Origin of the sequence: Allomuricauda sp. CAU 1633, from assembly GCF_017313225.1 — a bacterium.
Taxonomy (GTDB): domain Bacteria; phylum Bacteroidota; class Bacteroidia; order Flavobacteriales; family Flavobacteriaceae; genus Flagellimonas.
Genome location: NZ_JAFLNE010000003.1, coordinates 101,341 through 117,713, shown reverse-complemented (window position 1 = coordinate 117,713; position 16,373 = coordinate 101,341). Strand labels below are relative to the sequence as shown.

Genomic DNA, 16,373 nt, shown 5'->3' with positions numbered 1-16,373 from the left:
AAAATGTTATGGATTAGTTTATGGCAAATGGAGCGGCAAATTTGAAAGCTGGTATTTCCACCTCAAATTCTTGGGCCGTAGCCAGGTTTACCATCTGATAATGCCCATGCATGGCTCCAATGGGAGAAGCCAACAGACAACCTGAGCTATAGGTGTGGGACTTTCCGGGCTTGATGACAGGTTTTCTGCCAATTACACCTTCTCCATCTATGGTTTCAATGTCTTTGAGGGCGTCAAAAACATCCCAATGCCTTGCTGTAAGCTGAACGACATCCCTGCTTAAGTTTTCAATGGTAATGGTATACCCAAAGGCATAGTGCATTTTGTAATTTTTGAAAAAAGTGCCTTCAAAACTGGTTTGCACCGATACCTTGATCCCTTTTGTAACTTGAGTAAACATAGACTAATAGGTAAAAACACTTCCTGTTAACAACATGATTACCGCGAATACCGCCAAAAAGGTAAATATGGTGTTCAGAAAGAGATATTTGACAATGGTTTTAAACGTTCCCTGCCCGTAAAACTTCTTCATGGCCAAATACAGATACACACTAAAAATAGTGATAAATATAGCTGCACTTGTCACATCAAAAATAGCATCTATTATCAAGCTAAGGATGAGCAAGATAAATAATAACGATTGGTTGTGAAAGCTAAAAATGAGATGATCGGTGTAGGTGTATTTTTTTCTGATGTACACCAACCAAATGAACACTGCAAACACGGGTAAGAAGAAGAAAATAACAAATGGGAGTTTGGAGATGGTGGAATTGATAAAACTTCCCGGTTGCCGTGATACCTTCAATATACTATTTGAAAATTGAAAAGCCATTTTATTGGAAATCGAGCTTTCAATCTTGTATTTTTCCTGCGCCTCTTGAAAACTGTACAAGGTGTCTACTTGAATCATCCGTCCAAAAAATTCCATTTTTGAAGAAAATCCATTCACGCCAGATTTTTCCTCTTCCAAGCTTTTAAAATACCCTGAAGGGTCTGCAGCCATAAGGGAATCCTTGTTGGCCTTCTGTTGGCTAATTGTTGTTATCAGTGAATTTATAGCATCCATCCCTTCCTTAACATCCGTGGTGTCAGTATCTATAGAATCCAATTGCGCAAAAACCTTTTCTCTTTGCTTTTTCAGTTCCACACTATCTGTAGTAAAAGAGCCCGATTTAATATTGTAGCTCACCGGTGTTCCACTTGCTAAAATGTTGCCGTCAAACCCAGAAGCAGCCCTATCTAAACTGGCAAACCGGTTATTAAAGGTGACCATTAAAAAATAGAGGAAGGCCAAGCTCAGCAAAAACCGAAAAGGATTTGTATACGTCACCCGTTTTCCATTGATGTAATCTTTGGTAATGGTGCCCGGTCTGGCTAATAAGGCGGTTAAGGTTTTCAGGAGTTTTGAGTCGTAGTTGATGAGGCCTGAGAAAAATTCATCCAAAAAATCCTTTAAAGTCAACTTTTTGGTACTGTTGGCTTGCGAACAATGGGGGCAATATTTATCACTGGCATCCAATGGATGTCCACAGTTTAAACACTGGTCACCTCTATACCTGAGTTCATAGCGGCCTTTACTGACCAAGCTGTCTTTTTTACCCATGCCCCGTTAGGATTTGGAGCTAAAGATAGTTAATTGCTGATAGTTGCGGAATTCACGGAACCTATACCTATTATACTATCATACAGATCTCCAAAATTTCTGTAATATACTAAAATGAGATAGTTGTTTTCGGTAAAATGAAAATTGCCGCTCACATAATTGGGCTCCAAGGTGCCGTTGGCACGCTCCACAACATACTTATAGTTGTAAAAGCCTTGTTTCATCATTAGGGTAACCTCAAACTTTCCGGTATCTTCATTGAAGGTCATTTTATTTTCCTCGGAAAGTCCATAATTGTTGAACTTGCCCACTACATACACGTTGTCCAATCCAATCTCATTGGTATAGGGGAGGCTAAAGTCCACTTTAGTGTATTCCGCTTCGCGGGAAACATCCTCGCCTTGCAAAGTCCGAACCACAAAATCCCCATTGATATCCGGGAAATAGGTGTACGGTCTATCATACCGAAATTCATTGGTGAACAGATAATGGTGGTAGACGTCCTCAAATTCAATGCGCGAAATGGCGAACGTTGGAGACCGTAAATCCTTGGTATCAAAATTTAGAAACTCATTACCGCCAAAAAAACTGGTTTCTTGGTCGTATTTGTAGACGAGTTCTGAACCGATCGTAAACTGGGGTTTGATATTGTACAAGGCTGTGGGCCAATAATGGTTCTGCAAAATAGCGACCTTTACCTCGTTTTTGGGGTTTACCACAGGAAATCCAGCGGTATTGATATTGAATTGCACCACCTGCTTTTCATTCAGAAAATTAAAATCACGGGAGCGCTTTACCAGGCCACCCACTGCAACAGCATCCCGGTATACCACAAACCTTCTCGAAAATTGAAGCTCCCCATAGCTGTTATAGATTTCCAGCACATAGTTGCCACTGACCTTCAACCGTACATTTTCATTGGGAATGGTCAATCTATAATTGGAATAAGGCTGTAAAGTGGTGTAGCTGTTCTCGTAATCAATGATACGCTGGTTGTCATTTCCCACCAAATACTGGGATTTTAAGAGTTGGGATGGAGTCCAATCGTAATCACAATGAATAATCTTATAATAATAATCCTGTTCCCTTGCCGTAAGGTCATCAAATTCCAAAGTCATGGATTCGCCCAACAGAATCACTGGAAATTGGTCCTCAGTAGGTCCCCTAAAAATGATGGTCTTTATATTTTCTGGAGGATTTACCTCTTCCTGTACTTGGGCAAAAATGCCAGTGACAAAAAAACATAAAACCATTTGTTTGATCAAAAAGCGCATTTAGGGCGTATTTTTCGGGTAAAGGTAAACAAAAACTATGCCTTGGGAATTTAGCTCGATGTAATCCCATTTTTATGGTTAATAATTATGAAAACATCCCTTTTAGTGCTAAATTTGCCACCGATTTTGATAACAAAAGGTCTACAACAATATGTCTAAAGACATCCGGATTAGAAAGGGGTTGGATATCAACCTTATCGGGGCAGCAGAACAGACTACTTCCAAAGCCGTTTTAAGTAACGTGTATGCCCTAAACCTAAATGATTTTCACGGAATCACCCCTAAAATGCTGGTAAAGCAAGGGGACGAGGTAAAAGCGGGAGAACCACTTTTTTATAACAAGAACAACGAAGAAATGCACTTTGTGTCTCCCGTGAGTGGAGAGCTGGTGGAAATTGTTCGTGGGGCTAGAAGAAGAATCTTGACCCTCAAGGTTCTTGCTGATAAAACCCAAAAGTATACCCAAAGCAAGGTTCCAGACCTTGATACGGCGGATGCGGCTACCATTAAGACCTTCTTGTTGCAGAATGGAGGCTGGCCTTTCATCAAGCAAAGACCCTATGATGTGATTGCGGATCCAGATGTGACTCCCAAGGCCATATTTGTATCAGCATATACCACTGCGCCTTTGGCAGCAAATGCAGACTATGTCCTCAGGGATAAGGAACAGGAATTGGGAGCTGCCGTGTTGGCATTGCAAAAATTGACTCCGGGTAAAATCCATGTAACCGTTGGTAAATCTGGAAGGTCACCTTTTATAGATGTAAAAGGGATTGAATTGCACCAAATATCGGGCCCACACCCAGCGGGATTGGTGGGAACCCAAATCAATAAAATTGACCCTGTCAACAAGGGGGAAACGGTTTGGACCATTTCCCCACAAGATATGGTACTCATTGGTGAATTGCTATTGACTGGAAAGTTCAATGCAGAACGTATTGTTGCATTGGCAGGTTCCATCATTAAAAGCCCACAATATTATACCACCAAAATTGGAGCTGAAATCTCAACGTTTCTATATGCCAGTGGCGTAAATGAAGATAGGTATCGGTTGATCAATGGTGATGTGCTTACGGGTGCCAGAACCAATACCGAAGGCCATTTGGGATACTATAACAATACCGTTACGGCAATTCCTGAAGGAGATGATTACGATTTCTTTGGGTGGAACAGACCCATTTTCAATAAAATTTCAACCACTAGGGCACTTACCTTTTCTTGGCTGCAACCGAAGAAAAAGTACAATTTGGATACCAATACCAATGGTGAACACCGAGCTTTTGTGGTTACAGGTCAGTATGAGCAAGTCTTTCCCATGGACATCTATCCACTTCAATTGTTGAAAGCCTGTATGGTTGGGGATTTGGATGAAATGGAACAATTGGGGCTTTACGAAGTGGCACCAGAAGACTTTTCACTCACAGAATTTATATGCATCTCAAAGCAACCGCACCAACAAATAATCAGGGAGGGGTTGGATTTGTTGCAAAAAGAACTAGGATAATATGGGAATGAAAGAAAAATTACATCAGCTGAAGTTAAAGTATCAGGGCAAAAAAATGGCTCCGGCCTTCAATGCGCTGCATACATTTCTATATACGCCCAATGAAACAACACATTCTGGTGGGCACATCCGTGGCGCGGATGATCTAAAACGAACTATGAACACGGTAATCATGGCCTTGGTGCCCTGTTTGCTGTTCGGAATGTTCAACGCAGGGTATCAACACTATTCCGCCATCAACGGTTTTCCAGCGAATTTTGACTTGTTCGAGCACTTTTTGACTTGGGAAAATTTCTTGGTGGGAATCACTACGGTATTGCCTTTGGTGATTGTTTCCTACGGGGTAGGTTTGGCCATCGAATTCTTGTTCGCGGTAATCAAAGGCCATGAAGTAGAAGAAGGCTACTTGGTAACCGGAATGTTGGTGCCATTGATTGTCCCTGTGGACACACCGCTTTGGATGTTGGCCGTGGCCGTTGTCTTTGGTGTTGTTATTGGCAAAGAAGTTTTTGGGGGAACTGGAATGAACATTTTGAATCCAGCGCTTACCATTCGTGCTTTCTTGTTCTTTGCCTATCCAACTTGGATGAGTGGGGACAAGGTTTGGGTACATGGCGCAAAAGACGGAATTACTCAAGCAGGTTCCACCGATGCTATTTCCGGTGAAACCGTTCTTGGATACTTGGCACAGGGCAATACAGATACTGGGTACTCCTTGGCGGATATGTTCTATGGGTTTATCCCCGGTTCTGTGGGAGAAACATCTACCTTACTGATTATATTGGGAGGTCTGTTCTTGATTTTCTCCAAAATTGCCTCATGGCGTATCATGTTGAGTGCCGTATTGGGCTCTTTGGCCATGGGATTGATTTTCAACGGCATTGTAGATGCAGGTTGGTTACCCGAATACAGTAAATTCTATACCCTAATGAGCTTCCCATACTGGCAGCATTTGTTGGTGGGTGGTCTCATTTTTGGTGTTGTTTTTATGGCCACAGATCCTGTAACAGGTTCCCAAACCAACAAAGGAAAATGGATTTATGGTTTCTTGATCGGATTTATGTCCGTTATGATTCGTGTATTCAACCCAGGGTACCCAGAGGGGGTGTTCTTGGCGATTTTGCTGATGAACGTATTTGCTCCTACCATTGATCACTATGTGGTTAAGGGCAACATTAAAAAGAGATTGAAACGATTGAAGACAGCAACCATTTATCCCAAAGTTTCGGATGAAGAAGTTGATGCATTAAAAACGGAAACAGCTTAATTATGGCAATTAATACAGAAAAGAATAGCTATACGGTAGTTTTTGCGGTCGTGATGGTAATCGTTGTAGGTTCCCTACTTGCCTTTTTGGCATCGGGACTAAAACCAAAGGTCGATGAAAACCAACGGTTTGAAAAGCAGCAGAACATCCTCTATGCCATGGGGGTCAATGACAATGAAGGAGAGAGCAGCGTGAGCTTTGTTCCTACCTCGGAAGTGGAAAGTGAGTTTTCCAAATACATCAAAGAACAATTGGTCATAGAAGGAACAGAAGCTAAAGAAAAGCAAGATGCCTATCTAATTGACATGAAGAAGCAACTCAGCACCATCAAAAGTGGGGGTAGTGCAGAACTACCGTTACTGATCGGTGAAAAGGATGGCAAGGAATTCTACATTATTCCTTTATATGGAAAAGGATTGTGGGATGCCATCTGGGGCTTTATGTCTGTGGATGAAAACATGGTGGTGCAAGGCGTTTTCTTTGATCATAAGGGAGAGACACCCGGACTTGGGGCTAACATCAATCAGCGCTTCTTTATGGATGATTTCGTGGGTGAGTCCATTATGGACGGTAACAGCTACGCTGGTATTGCTGTGGCCAAGGGCAACGGTGACCCGTTAAATGAGAACAAGGACGATAACGAAGTGGATGCGTTGGCAGGGGCTACCATCACAGGAAATGGTATTACAGCCATGATCAAAGATGCCCTTAAGCTTTACAAACCCTATTTAGAAACTATTAGAAAAAAATAATATGGCGCTACTATCAAAAAAAGATGCAAATCTGATATTAGATCCTTTGGCGGACAATAACCCCATTACCATTCAGGTATTGGGAATCTGTTCGGCCTTGGCAATTACCGCAGAATTGAAAGCTTCAGTGGTAATGGCAATCTCAGTGTTGTTTGTACTGGGTGTGGGTAACGTGGTCATTTCGCTGCTGCGTAATGTCATTCCGGCAAAAATTAGGATTATCGTACAATTGGTCGTTGTGGCCGCTTTGGTAATTATTGTAGATCAAGTGCTAAAAGCTTTTGCGTATGAATTGAGTAAAACATTGTCCGTATTTGTGGGGTTGATTATTACCAACTGTATCATCATGGGACGTTTTGAAGCCTTTGCTTTAGGTAACGGACCTTGGAAATCCTTTTTGGATGGTATAGGAAATGCCTTGGGATACGGAGTTATTTTGGTCATCGTTGGATTTTTTAGGGAGCTTTTGGGTTCAGGAACCTTATTTGGAATGAAGGTCTTGGGCGATCCTGTGGCCAAAACCGGATTGTATGCCTTGGGTTACGAGAACAACGGCTTTATGATTATCCCTCCAGCAGCATTGATTGTTGTGGGAATCATTATCTGGGTGCAACGTTCCAGAAATAGAGCATTGATAGAAGAAGCATAAACTAGGAAGACATGGAGCATTTAGAATTATTTTTTAAGTCGATTTTTATAGACAACATGGTGTTTTCGGTCTTTTTGGGGATGTGTTCCTATTTGGCCGTATCCAAAAAAGTATCCACCGCCGTTGGTTTGGGAGCTGCCGTAATTTTCGTTTTGGGGGTTACCGTTCCTTTGAACTGGTTGTTAGATCAATATTTATTGAAAGATGGGGCGTTGGCCTGGTTAGGTCCAGAATATGCCGATTATGATCTGGGATTCCTTTCCTTCATCCTATTTATTGCCACCATTGCCACCATGGTACAATTGGTAGAGATTGTGGTAGAGAAGTTTTCACCAGCACTTTATAATTCCTTGGGTATCTTTTTGCCGTTGATTGCGGTAAACTGTGCCATTTTGGGAGGTTCCCTGTTTATGCAGACCCGTGAGATTCCAAATATCGGATTGGCTTTCAATTATGGAATAAGTTCCGGAATTGGTTGGTTCTTGGCCATTTTGGCGATTGCGGCCATCCGTGAAAAAATAAGATACTCCAACGTTCCTGCTCCATTGCGTGGTTTGGGCATCACCTTCATCATCACAGGTTTGATGGGAATTGGATTTCAAAGTTTTGGCGGAATGTTGACCGGTGACAATGAACCACCAGAGGGGACAGAAACTACCACGGTCAAAGCAGAGAGCAAAGAGGAAAAAGAAATTAAAAAGGAGATTGAGGACAAGGAAAAAGCAGTCTCTTATAACGAAGTTATAAACAAATAAAGATGATATTAGCTGCAAGTACCGGAGGTACCATTTTAATTACCGTAGTAGCATTTCTTGTATTGTTGTTGTTATTGGTGGCCCTTTTGCTGTTCACCAAGGAAAAACTGTCTCCATCCGGTCCTGTGACCATTACCATCAATGGTGAGAAGCAGGTGGAAGTAGGTTCAGGAAGTTCCCTGCTATCCACATTGGGGAACCAAAAGATTTTCTTGCCTTCGGCCTGTGGTGGCGGTGGAACCTGTATTCAATGCGAATGCCATGTGCTTTCTGGTGGTGGAGAGGCACTTCCCACCGAAACCCCTCACTTTTCCAAAAAGGAATTGAGCGAAGGAGCCCGTTTGGCCTGTCAGGTAAAGGTGAAGCAAGACATGGAAATCACTATTCCTGAAGAAGTATTCGGTATCAAAAAATGGAACGCAACGGTGGTGCGTAACTATAATGTGGCGTCCTTCATCAAGGAATTTGTGGTTGAGATTCCAGAGGAAATGAACTACAAGGCGGGTGGATATATTCAAATTGAGATACCACCTTGTGAAGTAAAATATTCCGACATCGACATTACCGCCCACCCAGAAGAGCATGAAACGCCAGATAAGTTTCAGGCAGAGTGGGATAAATTCAACCTTTGGCCTTTGGTGATGAAGAATCCCGAGACAGTGGAGCGTGCCTATTCCATGGCTTCGTATCCTGCAGAAGGAAGAGAGATTATGTTGAATGTTCGTATTGCAACACCACCATGGGATCGTTCAAAGAACGGTTGGATGGACGTAAACCCGGGGATAGCTTCATCCTATATTTTTAATTTGAAAAAAGGTGACCCAGTAACCATTTCCGGGCCCTTCGGAGAATTCTTCATCAATGAATCTGATGCAGAAATGTTGTATGTAGGTGGTGGGGCTGGAATGGCACCAATGCGCTCGCACTTGTACCATCTGTTCAAAACGTTGAAAACGAATAGAAAAGTGACCTATTGGTATGGAGGTCGTTCTAAGCGCGAGCTATTCTACCTAGAGCACTTTAAGGAATTGGAGCGAAATTTTCCCAACTTTAAGTTCTATTTGGCACTTTCCGAACCTTTGGAAGAAGATAATTGGAAGGTTAAAAAAGACATCAATGACGAAGAAGGTGATGGTTTCGTTGGGTTTATCCATAACTGTGTTATTGATAACTATTTGAATCATCACGATGCTCCAGAAGACATTGAACTGTATTTCTGTGGTCCACCATTGATGAACAAGGCAGTTCAGAAGATGGGCGAAGACTTCGGTATTCCTGATGAGAATATCAGGTTCGATGACTTTGGAGGATAAATCAAAGTAAAAGCCACCTCGAGCACTACAGGTTGTCGAGAGGTAATCATAAAACCAACCGATGCCAACGCATCGGTTTTTTTATATGGGAAGAGAATTAACGGAACAGGAACTGCATAATCTGGCCATGAATATTGTGGGTCACGAGCTGGAAGCCGATGGTTTTGAGTTTATGGCCATCAATAGCAAGCTGAAGAAAAACCCACAGTATGTTTGTCTTAAGGAAAAGGTGCTTCATTTTATTGTGGTTCGGAATGTAGAATTTCCCCTGAATCCCAGAGAGTATGACGAGGAATTGATGGATACGGTGAAGGACCATGCCGATAAATTTGAGGCCAAAACCTTTTTTGCTGGGGTTGGACTATCCAATGCCACCAATCAAGAGTTACCGTTGTGTTTGGATGAAGAGTATATTGTGGATTATCAAGGATTGATTGAAATATAGATGTTGAAAAAAGTACTTCTTTTTACTGTTGTTGTGTTGCTATTGGGATGCAACTCCCGTGAATGGATCAAAAACCAAAATCAAGGGGGCGCTTTGGGCACTTCCTATTCCATTATTTATATTGCTGATGAATCCTTGGACTACCAGCGGGAAATTGACTCCGTTTTTCAGGTAATGAACCAGTCCATGTCCACTTATGTGCCCACTTCGGATATTTCTAAAATTAACGAGGGGGATTCTACCATAGTGGTGGATGAGATGTTCCGGGAAGTTTTTGATATCTCTACGCAAGTACACCAAGCGTCAAACGGCTATTTTGACCCTACAATTGGTGTTTTGGCCAATGCTTGGGGATTTGGTCCGGGAGAACAGATTCAGTTGGATAGCCTTAAAGTGGATAGTTTATTGAGCTATGTAGGATGGGATAAGGTACAGCTGAACAGCGATAATACCATTACGAAATCAAATCCTGCTATCCGCTTTGACTTTAACGCCGTCGCCAAAGGTTACGCTATAGACCGATTGGGAGCTTTATTGGATGCCAAGGGGATTAAAAATTATTTGGTGGAAGTTGGAGGAGAGGTTTTGGCCAAGGGAACCAACCTTGTTTCAGGAAAACAATGGACTGTGGGTATTGATGACCCGCAAGTGGAGACAGGTCGTCAGCTTAAATTAATTGTTGCCTTGGAGGATAGGGCCATGGCCTCCTCTGGGAACTACCGTAAGTTCAGAATTGACCCGGAAACTGGTGAAAAGTTTGTCCATACTATAAATCCTAAGACGGGCTACACTAAAAATTCCTATGTTTTGGCAAGCAGCGTAGTGGCAAATACTTGTGCAGTGGCTGACGCTTATGCCACCAGTTTTATGGCGATGGATTTGGAGGAATCCAAGAAAGTTTTGGAAGACCATGAAGAATTGGAGGCCTATATCATCTATTTGGATGAAAACGGTGAGACTAAAGAGTTCATGACAACTGGATTTCAAGCTTTTGTAAAACAATAATAGTTGAATACGTAAAAGCCGTCAATTCGAGTGGTTCAGCCTTGGCTGAAGTGTATCGAGAATTAGGTTTTGACATGTAAAGGTTCTCGACTGCGCTCGAACTGACACTTTACTTAAGGACAAGAGGTATGATCTCACCTTTGGCCAAGCGGTATTTTTCCACCTCTTCCTTTGGGAGTGTTTTAGTGTAGTCAACTTCATGCACCTTAAAGCCAATGCTGCGGAGTTTGTCAAAATAATCCCTGCCGTAAATACGCACATGGTCATATTGACCAAAGATTCGGGCACGTTCCTTCTTATCGGTAATGGAGTCATCTTCAAAGGTCTTTTCCCGCTTTAAATCTTGCGGAATTTGAAAGATGCCCCATCCGCCCGGCTTCATGACCCGAAAGAGTTCTTGCATGGCCTTGGTGTCATCTGGAATATGTTCCAATACGTGGTTGCAGAGGATTACGTCAAAACTGTTGTCTCCAAACGGAAGGTTACAGATATCAGCTTTCACCTCGGCCAAGGGTGAATTCAAATCGGTAGTGGTGTACTCAATGTTGCTTAACTTTTTGAATCGCTTATGAAAGGCCTGTTCGGGTGCAAAGTGAAGTACTTTGAGCGGTTTAGTGAAGAAATCCGTTTCATTCACAAGATAAAGCCAAAGCAATCGGTGTCTTTCCAAAGACAGCGTGGAAGGGGAGAGCACATTCTCCCGCGGATTTTCATATCCGTAGGGAAGAAACTTCCTGAAACTTTTCCCGTCAATAGGATCAGTGAAATTCTTTCCTTTTAAGGAAAAGGCAATCAAAGGACGTACCCAATAACTTAATCGTATGAGTAAAGGTCTTGGAATTAGGTTTAGGAAAAACTTAAATATATCTGACACGAATCACACTGATTGATGCTTAAAGTACTAACTTTTTGCTTCGGAATTCATCCTCCTCATCACTGTTGATGCCCAAAGCATCATATATATATTGATAGGTTGAAAGCAACTCTGGTTTACCATCCACTAAAGCCACATCATGCTCAAAATGGGCACTGGGTTTACCATCTGCGGTTAAAATGGTCCATCCGTCATTGAGTTGTTTAATACGTCGAGTTCCCATATTAATCATGGGTTCAATGGCCACAACCATACCATTGACAAATTTTTTCCCACGACCGCGCTTTCCATAATTGGGCATTTGGGGATCTTCGTGAAGTTCTCTCCCCAAACCGTGCCCCACCAACTCACGGACCACACCATACCCATGGTCTTCTGTGTATTTTTGGATGGCATAGCCTACATCACCCACACGATTTCCTTCTTTAAATTCCTTGATTCCTATATAAAGCGATTCTTTGGTGACCTTGAGTAATTTTTTGGTCTCTTCGGCAACTTCACCAACCTCAAAAGTATAGGCGTGGTCTCCGTAAAAACCATTTTTTAGCGCACCACAATCCACAGAAATAACATCACCTTCTTTAAGGGGTTCGTTGTTGGGAATGCCATGGACCACTTGTGCGTTGGGACTCCAATTAAGGGTGTTGGGGAAATCGTACATACCCAAAAAGCCCGGTTCTGCACCTTGTTCACGGATAAATTCCTCGGCCATTTTATCCAATTTCAAGGGAATGGCCCCTGGCCTGATTTCCTTGGCCAACATTCCCAAGGTACGTGAAACCACCAATGCACTCTCGCGCATCAATTCAATTTCCTCTGCTGTCTTTATGTGAATCATAGCTGCAAAGATAAATTGAATCTATGGATTTGACGAATCTTGCCTTAAACCAATGGTTTTTGGGTCATGAGTTTGGGTTGGGGTATGCCTATCATTTTTAGAATAGTAGGGGCAATATCACCCAAAACCCCGCCTTTGATTTCCTTGATATCCTTATCCACTAGAATCAGCGGAACTGGATTGGTGGTATGGGCGGTATTGGGACTTCCATCTGGATTGATCATGGTATCGCAATTACCATGGTCGGCAATAACAATGGTGGAGTAGCCATTTTCCAATCCTGCTGTGATGACATCTTTGGCGCATTCATCCACAGTTTCGCAGGCCTTGATGGCAGCTTCCATAACCCCGGTATGTCCTACCATATCCGGATTGGCAAAGTTGAGGCATACAAAATCAGCTTCTCCTTTTTTTAACTCAGGAATAATGGCATCCCGAATATCATAAGCACTCATTTCGGGTTGTAGATCGTAGGTGGCCACTTTTGGCGATGGGCATAGGATGCGTTTTTCACCTTCAAAAGGTTCTTCCCGTCCTCCGTTGAAGAAAAAGGTAACGTGCGGATATTTTTCGGTTTCCGCAATACGAATCTGTTTTTTTCCATTTTTAGCCAACACTTCGCCCAAGGTGTCCTTGATGTTTTCCTTGTCATAGACCACTTTTATGCCTTTAAACGAATCGTCATAATTGGTCATGGTAACGTAGTACAGATCCATTTTGTGCATGTTCTGCTCATGAAAATCCTGCTGACTCAGCGCTTGTGTCAGTTCTCGACCGCGATCGGTCCTAAAGTTGAAGAAGATAATCACATCACCTTCTGTTATTTTTGTCAGCGGTAGACCGTCGGCACCGGTTAAAACCAAAGGCTTTATAAATTCATCGGTGACACCCTCATCATAACTTTTTTGCATGGCATCACTAATGTCTTGAACGTTTTCTCCATCGGCATTTACCATGACATCATAGGCCAATTTTACGCGTTCCCAACGTTTATCCCGGTCCATGGCATAATATCTTCCCACCACAGTGGCCAATTTGGTGTTCTTGTCCGAACAGAAATGGGTAAGATCAATAAGAAAACCTTTCCCACTTTTGGGATCTACGTCACGTCCATCGGTAAAGGCATGGATAAAGGAATTTTTCACACCACTGTCATCCGCAGCTTTGATTAATGCCTTCAAATGATCAATATGACTGTGTACACCGCCATCACTGACCAAGCCCAAAAAATGTACAGCCTTGTTGTTGGTTTTGGCATATTCAAAGGCTTCTTTCAAGACTTTTTCTTCTTTTAGGGTATCTTCTTTGACCGCTTTGTTGATTTTGGCCAAATCTTGATAGACAATCCTGCCGGCACCCAAATTCATGTGTCCCACCTCACTGTTTCCCATTTGACCTTCCGGAAGACCAACATTCATTCCATCGGTGAGAAGATTGGCGTTGGGATATTGGGTATATAGTGAATCAACGAAGGGTGTGTTGGCCTGTGCAATGGCCGAAACTTTTGGGTCCGGGGATTTTCCCCAGCCATCCAAAATCATTAGGATTGTCTTTTTGTTCATAACGTAGAATTGTATGTCAAAAATAAAGTGATCTGATTGGATGCCCTAGCTTTTGGATGTTTTTATGGTTACGGATTTAATAATTATCAGGCACTTAAAATGAAGTCTTGTTAAAATTTAGTTATTTAACTGTTAATGCCGTAACATTTGCCCTGATGAGAAGTCTATTTTTGTAACAGTTTAATCTATAAACAAAAACAATTCATCATGAAAAAAACAATCCTAACAGTAGCTGCATTTTGCATGCTAGTAGCAACTGGCGTTTCTGCCAATGAACCTATCTCAGATGTAAATCTGAATGTATCCGCTCTGCCCGTAGAGGTCAATTCCTTTTGCAAGGCCATTATGCAAGGCGATGTAGAGACTGTTAAAAAGCTTATTGAGTTGGGTGAGGATGTCAATGAAAAATCCCTTGGGATGGCACCTGTACATTTTGCCGCTCGTTATAACCAAGCTGAAATCTTGAGTCTGCTCATTGAAAACGGTGCGAACTTTAAAAGACGTTCCGATCAAGGATATACTGCTAAGAAATATGCCGAAATGTCCAATGCAACTGAAGCACTGGCTGTTTTGGAAGATGCTATGAAAAAATAAGGAGTTTATTCATTCAAAGCAAAAAGCCCATCCAAAGGATGGGCTTTTTTTTCTCATTTACTTGTAGTGTCCTGTAAAAGAGTATATCATTGGCTTAGAACTCAAAGCCTGTAAAAGCTCTATATATAAACGCATAAAACGCCATCATCAACATGATGCCACAAAATACGGAATACCCTTTTAAAAAAAGTACAATAAAGCTCGGTTTGCAATCGTCAAATGCCTCTACGTAGAGGTTTTTAAAATGTACTAGTGTTCCCATGTGTTCTCGTTTTTGGATAGCACAAACGGGATAAGAAAACAATTGTAGGATTTGGGGGTACATCAAAGATAAGCAAATCTAAGCAAAGCTCTTTTTTTCTCGATAAACGTGCCGAATCTATCGACCTGAATATTTTTTGATGGCTTCTCTTATCTTTTCAATCCGGTTTTCGGGGTCTGGATGGGTACTTTGAAATTCGGGTACGCGGTCCGGTCCGGCAGCTGCCTTTAAAATCTCCATAACCTTAATCATCTCATAGGGGTCATACCCAGATTGAATCATAAACAAGACACCCAACTCATCACTTTCCAGTTCATCGCCCCTGCCATTTTTCAACAAGGTGTTCTGACCTATTCCTGCCACCACACTTCCCATATCACCACCCACAGATGCTCCCGTGGCCAAGGTCTGCCAAAAATTGCTTTCAGCAATACGTTCCGCAGAATGCCTGCCGATTACATGACCTATTTCGTGTCCCAATACTCCGGCCAGTTGGGCTTCATTGAGTTGGGAAAACAGTGCATAGGTGATAAAACACTGTCCTCCGGGTAGGGCAAAGGCATTAATGGTGCGGTCATCGGCCAAGAGGTGAAAGTCGTATTCATAGGGTGTTTCACGAGCAATGCTACTATTGACTAGCTTTTTGCCTACAGCATCCACCAAGGCCTGCATACGCTCATCAGGGTAGAGGCCACCATGCTGTTGTGCCATTTCCGTGGCACTTTGCAGCCCAATGGCAATCTCCTGCTCCGCGGTCATGTTTATATTTTGAACCCTTCCGGTATAGGGATTCTCTTCTTGGTTATTGCAGCGGCGGACAAAGGCAAATGCCACAATGGCCAGCCCGATTAGGATGCGGATTCTCCAACTTCCTCTTCTCATGGTGTTCGTGTTCTAGACCATTGAAGATACGAAAAAAAACACTACAGCAACGCTGGATTTATGTCCAGAATATTGTCTTGAATATAGGTTTTGATAAAGCCTGTGGTAAAGTGTTCAAAGCCATAAAACTCCTCTTTTTCCAGCAAGCGCAAAATGTTGAGTCTTCTGTAGGCCGTCAACATGGGAATGGAAATGGGGGCGTAGCTATAATGCCATGGCTCGTATTTGAATCCCCTTCGTTTGGGTTCGTTGGTATAGACGAGATGGTACCCAAATTTTTCTGAGTTTTCGTCCAACCACAATTTAAAGTTTTCAAAGGGGCCGCCCTTTTCAAATTTTTCTGGGACCAAAACATCGCCCGAAACTTTAGGATACCCATCAATAATGTCAATATCGGTGCCCCAATGATGCCTGCTGGTACCGGGAATGGTGGAATATTCAATGATCTTGTCTATGGCTTCAAGCGGTTCCAAACCTTCATCTTCGGTAAAAGCTAAATATTTTCGTTCCCAAATGCTTGCTTGATGGTAAAAATCCCTATAACTGGACACCATTTTAATATCAAAACCATCAGAATAGGCGGCTTTTTTCATTTCCAAGAAAGACTCATAGGCTTCTTTTCTGAGGTTGATGCCCTCACCAAAAAGATCTATAACAGCCTTGCCCATCAATTCGTCAGTAGAATATTCATCGGAAATAAAATGGGGAAAAACAGGTGGTAAGGAACAGGCCAAACCAGAAATGGATGCTGTTTTAACAAAAGTCCTTCTTTTCATGGAATTGATTTTTGTGCC

At 42.3% G+C, this 16,373-nt stretch carries 18 protein-coding genes; 9 read left to right on the top strand and 9 right to left on the bottom strand.

The annotated features are described in order from the left end of the window. Positions 1-13: 13 nt before the first annotated feature. From apaG to J0X14_RS10010, 3 genes are read right to left on the bottom strand one after another with little or no spacing between them, the layout of a single operon-like run. Positions 14-400, bottom strand: coding sequence for a Co2+/Mg2+ efflux protein ApaG (gene apaG, locus J0X14_RS10020; RefSeq protein WP_207097645.1), 387 nt, complete (start codon positions 398-400; stop codon positions 14-16). Between the two features lie 3 nt (positions 401-403). Further along, positions 404-1,603 (bottom strand): DUF3667 domain-containing protein, encoded by a 1,200-nt coding sequence (locus tag J0X14_RS10015; protein ID WP_207097644.1) that lies wholly within the window; start codon positions 1,601-1,603, stop codon positions 404-406. 29 nt (positions 1,604-1,632) lie between these two features. Then, complete coding sequence (locus tag J0X14_RS10010; RefSeq protein WP_242527990.1) at positions 1,633-2,856, bottom strand: type IX secretion system plug protein domain-containing protein; 1,224 nt, start codon at positions 2,854-2,856, stop codon at positions 1,633-1,635. A 172-nt stretch (positions 2,857-3,028) separates the two neighbouring features. On the opposite strand from J0X14_RS10010, the gene J0X14_RS10005 reads away from it, so the two are divergent. From J0X14_RS10005 to J0X14_RS09970, 8 genes are all read left to right on the top strand, one after another. After that, positions 3,029-4,381 (top strand): Na(+)-translocating NADH-quinone reductase subunit A, encoded by a 1,353-nt coding sequence (locus tag J0X14_RS10005; RefSeq protein ID WP_207097642.1) that lies wholly within the window; start codon positions 3,029-3,031, stop codon positions 4,379-4,381. A gap of 1 nt (position 4,382) precedes the next feature. After that, a complete protein-coding gene (locus J0X14_RS10000) occupies positions 4,383-5,648 on the top strand; it encodes an NADH:ubiquinone reductase (Na(+)-transporting) subunit B (RefSeq protein WP_207097641.1) in 1,266 nt (421 codons plus the stop codon). Between the two features lie 2 nt (positions 5,649-5,650). Further along, positions 5,651-6,400 carry a Na(+)-translocating NADH-quinone reductase subunit C gene (locus J0X14_RS09995; RefSeq protein ID WP_207097640.1) on the top strand — a complete coding sequence of 250 codons (750 nt, stop codon included), beginning with the start codon at positions 5,651-5,653 and terminating at the stop codon, positions 6,398-6,400. Position 6,401: 1 nt separating this feature from the next. Beyond that, positions 6,402-7,049 carry an NADH:ubiquinone reductase (Na(+)-transporting) subunit D gene (locus J0X14_RS09990; protein ID WP_207097639.1) on the top strand — a complete coding sequence of 216 codons (648 nt, stop codon included), beginning with the start codon at positions 6,402-6,404 and terminating at the stop codon, positions 7,047-7,049. Between the two features lie 11 nt (positions 7,050-7,060). Further along, positions 7,061-7,804, top strand: a complete 744-nt coding sequence (gene nqrE, locus J0X14_RS09985) for an NADH:ubiquinone reductase (Na(+)-transporting) subunit E (RefSeq protein ID WP_207097638.1) — start codon at positions 7,061-7,063, stop codon at positions 7,802-7,804. A gap of 2 nt (positions 7,805-7,806) precedes the next feature. Next, positions 7,807-9,117 carry an NADH:ubiquinone reductase (Na(+)-transporting) subunit F gene (gene nqrF / locus J0X14_RS09980; RefSeq protein ID WP_207097637.1) on the top strand — a complete coding sequence of 437 codons (1,311 nt, stop codon included), beginning with the start codon at positions 7,807-7,809 and terminating at the stop codon, positions 9,115-9,117. A gap of 85 nt (positions 9,118-9,202) precedes the next feature. After that, entirely contained in the window at positions 9,203-9,562 is a 360-nt protein-coding gene (locus tag J0X14_RS09975; protein WP_207097636.1) for a Na(+)-translocating NADH-quinone reductase subunit F, read from the top strand. Continuing rightward, positions 9,563-10,567, top strand: coding sequence for an FAD:protein FMN transferase (locus J0X14_RS09970; RefSeq protein WP_207097635.1), 1,005 nt, complete (start codon positions 9,563-9,565; stop codon positions 10,565-10,567). It abuts the gene before it with no gap. Positions 10,568-10,676: 109 nt separating this feature from the next. Here the strand turns inward: J0X14_RS09970 and J0X14_RS09965 are convergent, their stop codons facing one another. From J0X14_RS09965 to gpmI, 3 genes are read right to left on the bottom strand one after another with little or no spacing between them, the layout of a single operon-like run. After that, positions 10,677-11,441 carry a class I SAM-dependent methyltransferase gene (locus tag J0X14_RS09965; protein WP_207097634.1) on the bottom strand — a complete coding sequence of 255 codons (765 nt, stop codon included), beginning with the start codon at positions 11,439-11,441 and terminating at the stop codon, positions 10,677-10,679. A gap of 19 nt (positions 11,442-11,460) precedes the next feature. Next, positions 11,461-12,279, bottom strand: a complete 819-nt coding sequence (gene map, locus J0X14_RS09960; protein ID WP_207097633.1) for a type I methionyl aminopeptidase — start codon at positions 12,277-12,279, stop codon at positions 11,461-11,463. A 44-nt stretch (positions 12,280-12,323) separates the two neighbouring features. Further along, the gene (gene gpmI / locus J0X14_RS09955; RefSeq protein WP_207097632.1) at positions 12,324-13,841 is read right to left on the bottom strand and encodes a 2,3-bisphosphoglycerate-independent phosphoglycerate mutase; all 1,518 of its coding nucleotides are present in this window, start codon (positions 13,839-13,841) and stop codon (positions 12,324-12,326) included. A 207-nt stretch (positions 13,842-14,048) separates the two neighbouring features. On the opposite strand from gpmI, the gene J0X14_RS09950 reads away from it, so the two are divergent. Beyond that, entirely contained in the window at positions 14,049-14,435 is a 387-nt protein-coding gene (locus tag J0X14_RS09950; RefSeq protein WP_207097631.1) for an ankyrin repeat domain-containing protein, read from the top strand. A gap of 94 nt (positions 14,436-14,529) precedes the next feature. Here J0X14_RS09950 and J0X14_RS09945 read toward each other — a convergent pair whose 3' ends face one another. The 3 genes from J0X14_RS09945 to J0X14_RS09935 all read right to left on the bottom strand — a co-directional run bounded on the left by J0X14_RS09945 (position 14,530) and on the right by J0X14_RS09935 (position 16,355). Beyond that, entirely contained in the window at positions 14,530-14,697 is a 168-nt protein-coding gene (locus J0X14_RS09945) for a DUF6747 family protein (protein WP_207097630.1), read from the bottom strand. Between the two features lie 117 nt (positions 14,698-14,814). Continuing rightward, positions 14,815-15,579, bottom strand: a complete 765-nt coding sequence (locus J0X14_RS09940) for a M48 family metalloprotease (protein WP_207097629.1) — start codon at positions 15,577-15,579, stop codon at positions 14,815-14,817. A gap of 41 nt (positions 15,580-15,620) precedes the next feature. Then, positions 15,621-16,355 (bottom strand): M15 family metallopeptidase, encoded by a 735-nt coding sequence (locus J0X14_RS09935; RefSeq protein WP_207097628.1) that lies wholly within the window; start codon positions 16,353-16,355, stop codon positions 15,621-15,623. Positions 16,356-16,373: the final 18 nt, after the last annotated feature.

What these genes read in the sequence shown, in the direction of transcription:
- apaG (WP_207097645.1), bottom strand. Translation starts at nt 400, where the DNA reads ATGTTTACTCAAGTTACAAAAGGGATCAAGGTATCGGTGCAAACCAGT.
- J0X14_RS10015 (WP_207097644.1), bottom strand. Translation starts at nt 1,603, where the DNA reads ATGGGTAAAAAAGACAGCTTGGTCAGTAAAGGCCGCTATGAACTCAGG.
- J0X14_RS10010 (WP_242527990.1), bottom strand. Translation starts at nt 2,856, where the DNA reads ATGGTTTTATGTTTTTTTGTCACTGGCATTTTTGCCCAAGTACAGGAA.
- J0X14_RS10005 (WP_207097642.1), top strand. Translation starts at nt 3,029, where the DNA reads ATGTCTAAAGACATCCGGATTAGAAAGGGGTTGGATATCAACCTTATC.
- J0X14_RS10000 (WP_207097641.1), top strand. Translation starts at nt 4,383, where the DNA reads ATGGGAATGAAAGAAAAATTACATCAGCTGAAGTTAAAGTATCAGGGC.
- J0X14_RS09995 (WP_207097640.1), top strand. Translation starts at nt 5,651, where the DNA reads ATGGCAATTAATACAGAAAAGAATAGCTATACGGTAGTTTTTGCGGTC.
- J0X14_RS09990 (WP_207097639.1), top strand. Translation starts at nt 6,402, where the DNA reads ATGGCGCTACTATCAAAAAAAGATGCAAATCTGATATTAGATCCTTTG.
- nqrE (WP_207097638.1), top strand. Translation starts at nt 7,061, where the DNA reads ATGGAGCATTTAGAATTATTTTTTAAGTCGATTTTTATAGACAACATG.
- nqrF (WP_207097637.1), top strand. Translation starts at nt 7,807, where the DNA reads ATGATATTAGCTGCAAGTACCGGAGGTACCATTTTAATTACCGTAGTA.
- J0X14_RS09975 (WP_207097636.1), top strand. Translation starts at nt 9,203, where the DNA reads ATGGGAAGAGAATTAACGGAACAGGAACTGCATAATCTGGCCATGAAT.
- J0X14_RS09970 (WP_207097635.1), top strand. Translation starts at nt 9,563, where the DNA reads ATGTTGAAAAAAGTACTTCTTTTTACTGTTGTTGTGTTGCTATTGGGA.
- map (WP_207097633.1), bottom strand. Translation starts at nt 12,279, where the DNA reads ATGATTCACATAAAGACAGCAGAGGAAATTGAATTGATGCGCGAGAGT.
- gpmI (WP_207097632.1), bottom strand. Translation starts at nt 13,841, where the DNA reads ATGAACAAAAAGACAATCCTAATGATTTTGGATGGCTGGGGAAAATCC.
- J0X14_RS09950 (WP_207097631.1), top strand. Translation starts at nt 14,049, where the DNA reads ATGAAAAAAACAATCCTAACAGTAGCTGCATTTTGCATGCTAGTAGCA.
- J0X14_RS09945 (WP_207097630.1), bottom strand. Translation starts at nt 14,697, where the DNA reads ATGGGAACACTAGTACATTTTAAAAACCTCTACGTAGAGGCATTTGAC.
- J0X14_RS09940 (WP_207097629.1), bottom strand. Translation starts at nt 15,579, where the DNA reads ATGAGAAGAGGAAGTTGGAGAATCCGCATCCTAATCGGGCTGGCCATT.
- J0X14_RS09935 (WP_207097628.1), bottom strand. Translation starts at nt 16,355, where the DNA reads ATGAAAAGAAGGACTTTTGTTAAAACAGCATCCATTTCTGGTTTGGCC.